This window comes from Mycolicibacter sinensis (assembly GCF_001667945.1).
GTDB classification, from domain to species: Bacteria; Actinomycetota; Actinomycetes; order Mycobacteriales; family Mycobacteriaceae; genus Mycobacterium; species Mycobacterium sinense_B.
Genome location: NZ_LZJK01000004.1, coordinates 1 through 7,121 on the forward strand (window position 1 = coordinate 1; position 7,121 = coordinate 7,121).

General features: G+C 70.3%; 7 protein-coding genes and 1 pseudogene. 2 read left to right on the forward strand and 6 right to left on the reverse strand.

The annotated features are described in order from the left end of the window. The 4 genes from A5694_RS24845 to A5694_RS00100 all read right to left on the reverse strand — a co-directional run. On the reverse strand, positions 1 to 912 hold a 912-nt coding region (locus A5694_RS24845), incomplete at its 3' end, for a PGRS repeat-containing protein (RefSeq protein WP_342710354.1). Between the two features lie 133 nt (positions 913 to 1,045). After that, positions 1,046 to 1,501: a nitroreductase family deazaflavin-dependent oxidoreductase gene (locus A5694_RS00090; RefSeq protein WP_064919831.1), complete on the reverse strand. Its 456-nt coding sequence runs from the start codon at positions 1,499 to 1,501 to the stop codon at positions 1,046 to 1,048. 4 nt (positions 1,502 to 1,505) lie between these two features. Beyond that, positions 1,506 to 1,943: an HIT family protein gene (locus A5694_RS00095; RefSeq protein WP_064919832.1), complete on the reverse strand. Its 438-nt coding sequence runs from the start codon at positions 1,941 to 1,943 to the stop codon at positions 1,506 to 1,508. A 22-nt stretch (positions 1,944 to 1,965) separates the two neighbouring features. Further along, positions 1,966 to 3,117, reverse strand: a complete 1,152-nt coding sequence (locus tag A5694_RS00100) for a MalY/PatB family protein (protein WP_064919833.1) — start codon at positions 3,115 to 3,117, stop codon at positions 1,966 to 1,968. Positions 3,118 to 3,149: 32 nt separating this feature from the next. Between A5694_RS00100 and A5694_RS00105 the strand changes: the two genes are divergently transcribed. Further along, positions 3,150 to 4,271, forward strand: coding sequence for an adenylate/guanylate cyclase domain-containing protein (locus tag A5694_RS00105; RefSeq protein ID WP_064919834.1), 1,122 nt, complete (start codon positions 3,150 to 3,152; stop codon positions 4,269 to 4,271). Positions 4,272 to 4,376: 105 nt separating this feature from the next. Next, positions 4,377 to 4,661, forward strand: a pseudogene (locus A5694_RS00110) (NAD(P)H nitroreductase); the annotation flags it as partial. 172 nt (positions 4,662 to 4,833) lie between these two features. Here the strand turns inward: A5694_RS00110 and A5694_RS00115 are convergent. Continuing rightward, complete coding sequence (locus tag A5694_RS00115) at positions 4,834 to 6,663, reverse strand: ABC transporter ATP-binding protein (protein WP_234786484.1); 1,830 nt, start codon at positions 6,661 to 6,663, stop codon at positions 4,834 to 4,836. Positions 6,664 to 6,716: 53 nt separating this feature from the next. Continuing rightward, positions 6,717 to 7,121 (reverse strand): ATP-binding cassette domain-containing protein (locus A5694_RS00120; RefSeq protein WP_131809464.1); only part of this gene is annotated, 405 nt, incomplete at its 5' end.

Consider the following 7,121-nt stretch of genomic DNA (forward strand, 5'->3'; position numbering starts at 1 on the left):
GACGCCGCCGGTGCCGCCGGTCCCGCCGACGCCGCCGTCCTCGCCGCGCTCGCCGGTGCCACCGGCGATAGTGGCGGCGGCCCCGTCGGCTCCGGCGCGGCCGGCGCCGCCGGTCCCGCCGATTCCACCGGTTCCGCCCTGGCCGCCGTTGCCGAATTGCGCTGTCAGACTTGCTCCGCCGACGCCCCCGGCACCACCCGTGCCGCCGGTGGCGCCCACGCCGGCCCCGGCCGCTCCGGCGCCGCCGGCACCGCCGGCCCCACCATTGCCGAAAAACCAGGCCACTGCATCGCCGCCGGCCCCGCCGGCCCCGCCGACACCGCCGAGCACACCCTCGCCGCCGGCACCGCCGGCGCCGCCGTTGCCCATGAACCATCCGCCGGTTCCGCCGATGCCTCCTGCGGCACCGGCTCCGCCGTCACCACCGGCTCCGCCGTCACCGAACATCCCGGCCGCGCCGCCGTTGCCGCCGGCAACCCCGGCCAGTGTCTGGTCATATCCGTCGCCGCCGTCGCCGAACCACAGGCCGCCCGCGCCGCCGTGGGGGTTCTCGAAGGTCCCGTCGACGCCATTGCCGATCAGGTATTGGCCGGCCAGCTGGTTGATGGTGTTGTCGATCTGCATGCCCAGCGGGCTGATGATCCAGGCCTGCACCTGGTCGTGCAGTGCGGTGTAGAGGTCCAGGCCGAATACGTCGGAGGTGTCGAGCGGGTCTGAACCGGCGGCCAGGCCCGCTGTCGGCGCAAACAGTTCGACCAGCCAGTCGAAGTCTGCATCGGCGTACGCCGGTGGCGCGGGCGCCAGGGGACTCAGTCCGAACACCCCGCCGAGCGATCCAGCGGCCACAGCGGCCCCGATCGCGGCGCGTGCCCCGCCCCGGCGAGTCGGTTGCGGATTGCGTCGTCGGCTCATCGCCCCACCTTGTCTGGATCGAGGGCGAACCCTGCCCGGCGGCCCCCGCACGGGGGCGTGGTCACGCCAAAGTACTACCTAAGCGGACGCTTAACAACGGACAAGTGGTTTCTACAGAAAGAAAGACGATCGGTTAAGTGGACGACCGCGGGGTGAGCACCACAACCGGAATCGGCCGCGAGGTGCGCTGCTGGTAGGCCTCATAACGGTTGGCGTTGTTGGCATTCACGATCCGCCACAGCCGGGCATAGTCGCCGTCGTCGGGCAGCACCGGCCGCGCGGTGACGGCGAACCGTTTGGTCCCGACGTTGATCTCAACATCGGGGTGCGCCTTGAGGTTGTGATACCAGCCGGGGGAGCGCGGAGCGCCACCCATCGACGCGACGATCAGGTAGGTGTCCCCGTCCCGGGCATAGGACAGCGTCGAGGTGCGCGCCCGGCCGGTCTTGGCGCCGACGTGGTGCAGCATCAGGCTGGGCGGCAGGCCCGGCAGCCGGTGGCCGACCCGGCCGCCGGTCCGCCGGTAGATCAGGTCGTGGACGCCGAGCACCCGGACGCCCACTTTTTCGATCAGGGGGAGATAGTCCATGCCCTTAGTCTGACTGCGCGGCGTCGGTATCCGCCAGCGCCGCCCGCAGCATCGCCCCGGTGCGCTCCCGGTCCGGGTCGCGGCGCACCAGCACGCCCTTGGCGAATGACAGTTTGTCGCCGCTGCGGCGCGGCACCACGTGCAGGTGGATGTGGAACACACTTTGAAAGGCCGCCCGCCCGTCGTTGATCACCAGGTTGGTGCCGTCGGCGTGCAACCCGGAGGCCCGCGCCGCCCGGGCGATCCGCTGGCCGACCGCGAGCATGCCCGCCAGTGTCTCTGCCGGGGTGTCGGTCAGATCCACGCTGTGCTGCTTGGGGATCACCAGGGTGTGGCCGCGGGTGAACGGCCGGATGTCGAGGAACGCCAGGTAGTCGCCGTCTTCGAAAACCCGCACGGCCGGAGCTTCGCCGGCCGCTACGGCGCAGAACACGCAGGACATCACGCCACGCTAGCCGCTCGGCTCAGCGCAGCGCCAAGGCCATCGCCTCGATCGCCCGGTCCAGGATCGCCCGGGTGGTGCCGAAATTCAGCCGGGCAAAGCCCGGGCCACCGCCGAACGGGATGCCCGGGCTCAGCGCCACCCGGGCATGAGTCAGCAGATGCTCGGCCGGTTCGGCCGCCAGCCCCAGCGCCCGGAAGTCCAGCCAGGCCAGGTAGGTGGCCTGCGGATGGCTGACCCGCAGCCCCGGGACCGCCTCGGGCAGAACACGGCTCAGGTGATCGCGGTTGGCCCGCAGGTAGGGCAGCAGGCGGTCCAGCCAGTCGCCACCGCCGGTGTAGGCGGCGATGTTGGCCCGGATGCCGACGGTGGAGGCGCCCATGGTGTGCATCATGTTGATCTTGTCCCAGGCGTCGGCGTCACGCTGGTTGGTCAACATCACCTGGGCGCACATCAGGCCCGGCAGATTCCAGCCCTTCGACGCCGACATCAGCGTGATCACGGTGTCGGCGGCCACCTCCGACACCGAGGCGGCCGCCACGTGCGGGCGGTCATAGACCAGCGGGGCGTGGATCTCGTCGGCGATCACCCGGGCGCCGTGGCGGGCGGCGATGTCGATGATCGCCCGCAGTTCCTCGGCGCTGAACGCGGTGCCCAGCGGATTGTTCGGGTTGCACAGGATCAGCGACCCCGCCCCGGCGGCGAACGCCGCGTCCAATGCGTCCAGGTCGATCAGGTAGCGTCCGGAATCGTCTTGTGTCATCGGGATTTCCACCCGCTGGCGGCCGGTGACCTGCAGCAGGTCGAAGAACGGCATGTAGGCCGGGACCGGCAGCACCACCGGGCTCTCCGGGCGGGTGAGGAACCCGATGACCACCTCCATGCCCTTGAGCACATCGGGCACCACCCGCACCCACTCCGGCCGGGCGGCCCAGCCGTAGCGGTGTGCGCACCAGCGCGCTACCGCCACCGGCAGGGCATCGGAGCCGGCCGCCGGATAGCCGAACTCCTCGGCGGCCACGCAGGCCCGCACCCCGTCCAGCACCGCCGGGGCGGTGGGGAAGTCCATCTCGGCTATCCACAGCGGCAACACGTCGGGGGCGAAGTGGTTCCACTTGATCGTGCCGCGTGCGCGCAGTTGATCGGCGGTCAGCGCATCGAAGACTTCAGCCACCCCGACAGTCTGCCGGGCGATACGTTTGCGGCGTGGCTGATCCCGAGATCGACGACTTGCTCGACGGCCTGCACGGCACTGCGCGTGCCGAACGTGCCGAACTGATCGAATGGCTGTTGGGGCAGGGCTTCACCGCCGAGCAGATCCGCGTCGCGAGCGCGCCGGCATTGTTGCCCACCGGCCGGGTGGTGGGCCTCGACGACGACTATGTGTCGGCGCGAGAGATCGCCGCCACCCACGGCATCGATTTGCAGTTCCTGCAGCGGGTGCAACGTGCGATCGGCCTGGCCCGGATGGACGACCCCGACGCGGCGATGCATCTGCGGGGCGACGGGGCGGTCGCCGCCCAGGCGCAGGGGTTCCTCGACGCCGGTCTGAAGGCTGACGACATCGTGCGGGTGGTACGGGTGCTGGCCGACGGCTTTTCGCACGCCGCGGAGGTGATGCGCTCGGCCGCGCTGGCCGCGGTGCTGGAATCCGGTGGCACCGAGCTGGAAATCGCTCAGCGCTCCCAGGAGCTGGTCGGCCGGATTGCGCCGCTGCTGGGTCCGTGGATCAGCGAAGCGCTGTTCATGCATCTGCGCCACCAGTTGGAGACCGAGGCCGTCACCGCGGGCGAGATCGCTGCCGGTAGCGCGCTTCCAGGTGCCCGCCAGGTGGCGGTGGCCTTCGCCGATCTGGTCGGTTTCACCCGGTTGGGCGAGATGGTGCCGCCCGAGGAGTTGGAGCGCCTGGCCAACCGGCTGGCGGAGCGGGCCCGCGACGTGGCGGTGCCGCCGGTACGGTTCATCAAGACCATCGGTGACGCGGTGATGTTCGTCTGCGCCGACTCGGCGGCGCTGCTGAACGCGGTGCTGAAGCTGGTCGAGTCCACTGATTCCGACGACGATTTTCCGCGGCTACGCGCCGGTATCGCGGCCGGGCCGGCGGTGAGCCGGGCCGGTGACTGGTTCGGCAGCCCGGTGAACCTGGCCAGCCGGGTGACCGGGGTGGCGCGTCCGGGCTCAGTGCTGGTCGCCGGGCCGGTGCAGGCCGCCCTCGCTGACCACGACGGGTTCCGCTGGTCGTTTGCCGGCGCGCGGCACCTCAAGGGCATCAAGGGTGAGGTGAGCGTCTTTCGGGTCCGGCACCGCAACGGCGGCGCCGAGGACTAACGGCCCTGTCGCAGCGGCCTGGCCTCGATCGGTTTCGCCGCCGCTGAGCGGGTCAGCGATCTGCAGCGCTATCGCGCCAACGCGATCCTGATGCCGCGTACCGACCGGCTGCCGTTTCTGTCCACCGCCACCGACAATCCGGCCAATGCCCTGGCCTGCGGAGAGGCGCTCTCCACCGTCCTGCGGGAGTGCACGATGGCCGGTCTGGGCACCTGCCCGGTGACGCATCTGACGGAGGTGCCGACGGCCCGGGCGATGCTGGCCGCCCTGGCTGGGTGTGAGGATCTGCCGCAGGTGCTGATCCGTGTCGGTGGCACACCCGCGCTGGAGCAGACGCCGGCGCCGACGCCGCGACGTCCACTGGCCGCTGTGCTGGAGCTGAAATACTGACCGGCACAAAACGATAGGGCAGGCCCGGCTGACGTGGGGGGCGTCTTACACTTCCTGCGCGGCTGGCTTTCACCCACGGGACCAGCTCTTCGGTTCGGTCATGTCCGGGCCTGCTTCGCGGTCGAATTTACCCCGGTGACCACCGGTCAGCAATGGGTGATTCGACCGGAATTCAGCTGCCTTCGGCCATCGCCCAGTACGCCCCGCGGCGGGCCAGCAGCTCGGCGTGGGTGCCCTGCTCGACGATCCGGCCGGCCTGCATCACCAGGATCACATCCGCGTCCCGGATCGTCGACAGTCGGTGAGCGATGATGAAACTGGTGCGGTCCCTGCGTAACTCGCGCATCGCCCGCTGGACCAACAGCTCGGTGCGGGTGTCCACCGAGCTGGTCGCTTCGTCGAGGATGAGTAGTTGCGGGCGGGCCAAAAACGCCCGGGCGATGGTGATCAGCTGCTTCTCCCCGGCGCTGATGCCGGCCCCGTCGTCGCTGACCCGGGTGGCGTAACTGTTGGGCAGCGCCTCGGCGAACCGGTCGACGTGGGCGGCCCGCGCGGCCGCCAGCACCTCGTCCTCTGGCGCGTCGGGCCGTCCGTAGCGGATATTGTCGGCGATCGTTCCGGTGAACAGCCAGGTGTCTTGCAGCACCATCCCGATCGAGGACCGCAGCGCCGAGCGGTCGACGGCGGTGATGTCGACGCCGTCGATCAGAATCTGCCCGCGGTCGACGTCGTAGAACCGCATCAGCAGATTGACCAGGGTGGTCTTGCCCGCTCCGGTCGGTCCGACGATCGCCACCGTGCTGCCCGGCTGCACGGTCAGCGACAGGTCTTCGATCACCGGAACTCCGGGCCGGTAGCCGAAGCTGACGTCGCGGAACTCCACCTGACCGCGCAGTGCGGAACCATTGCGCGACAACGGTACTGCGGGGTCCGGTGGCTCCTCGGGTTCATCGAGGAAGGCGAAGACTCGCTCGGCGCTGGCCGCCCCGGACTGCAGCGTGTTGTACATCGCCGCGAGGTTGCCCAGCGGCTGATTGAACTGCCGGACGTAGGCGATGAACGCCTGAATGCTGCCCAAGGTGATCTGGCCGGTGGCCACCTGGAAGCCGCCGAGCACCGCGACCGCGACGTAGCCCAGGTTGGCGACCAGCCCGGTCGCCGGGGCCACCAGTCCGGACAGGAACTGGGCGCCGAATCCCGACCGGTAGAGCTCGTCGTTGCATTCGTCGAAGCGCTGCTGCGCCCAGTCCCGGTGGCCGAACGTGCGCACCAGGGTGAAGCCGCTGTAGGTCTCCTCCAGGTGGGCATTGAGCCGCCCGGTGGCCGCCCACTGCGCGGCGAACAGTCGCTGCGAGCGCCGGGTGATGGCCCGTACCGCCAGCAGCGACACCGGCACGCCGAGCAGCGTGATCGCCGCCAGCAGCGGCGAGATCGACAGCATCATCGCCAACACCACCAGCACGGTCAGCACCGAGCTGAACAGTTGGCTGACCGTCATCGACACCGACGTCGCGGTGTTGTCGACGTCGTTGGTGACCCGGCTCAGCAGCTCACCGCGGCGCTGGGTATCGAAGTAGCGCAACGGCAACCGGTGCATCTTGTCCTCGACGTCGCGGCGCAGGGTCCGCAGGGTGCGCTGCAGGATCACGTTGAGCAACCGCGCTTGGGTCCAGACCATCAGCGCCGCAACCAGATACAGCCCCCCAGCCAGGGCCAGGGTGCGCGCGACCGCGCCGAAGTCGACGCCGGCGCCGGGCACCACATCCATCCCGGACAGCATGTCGGCGTAGGTGCTGCGGCCGGAAGCGCGGGCGGCGTCGACGGCCTGCTGTTTGGTCAGGCCCGACGGCAGGCCGCGGCCGATCACCCCGTTGAACACCAGGTCGGTGGCGTGGCCCAGGATCCGCGGGCCGGCCACCCCGATCGCGATGCCGCCCAGCGACAGCGCGATCACCGCGGCGATCAACCGGCGCTGCGGGCCCAGCCGCCGTACCAGCCGCATTGCGGTGGCCGAGAAGTCAGCGGCCCGCGCGGCGGGATCGGTCACCGGTGCGCTCACAGCAGCTCACCCGCCAGGGATTGGGATTCGGCGAACTCGGCGTAGGTGGGGCACTCGATGAGCAAGTGGTGGTGGGTTCCGGTGCCGACCACCCGCCCGTCATCGATGACGACGATCTGATCGGCCTGCGCCACAGTCGAGATGCGCTGCGCCACGATGATCACCGTCGCCTGCGCGGCTACCTCCTGCAGTGCGGCGCGCACGGCAGCGTCGGTGCGGGTGTCCAGGGCGGAGAACGCGTCGTCGAACAGATAGATCGACGGCCGGCGGATTACCGCCCGGGCGATCGCCAGCCGTTGCCGCTGCCCGCCGGACAGGTTGATCCCGCCCTGGGCCACCGGCATCGCCAGCCCGTCTTGGTGGGCGGCCACGAAATCGTCGGCGGCGGCCACCCGCAGCGC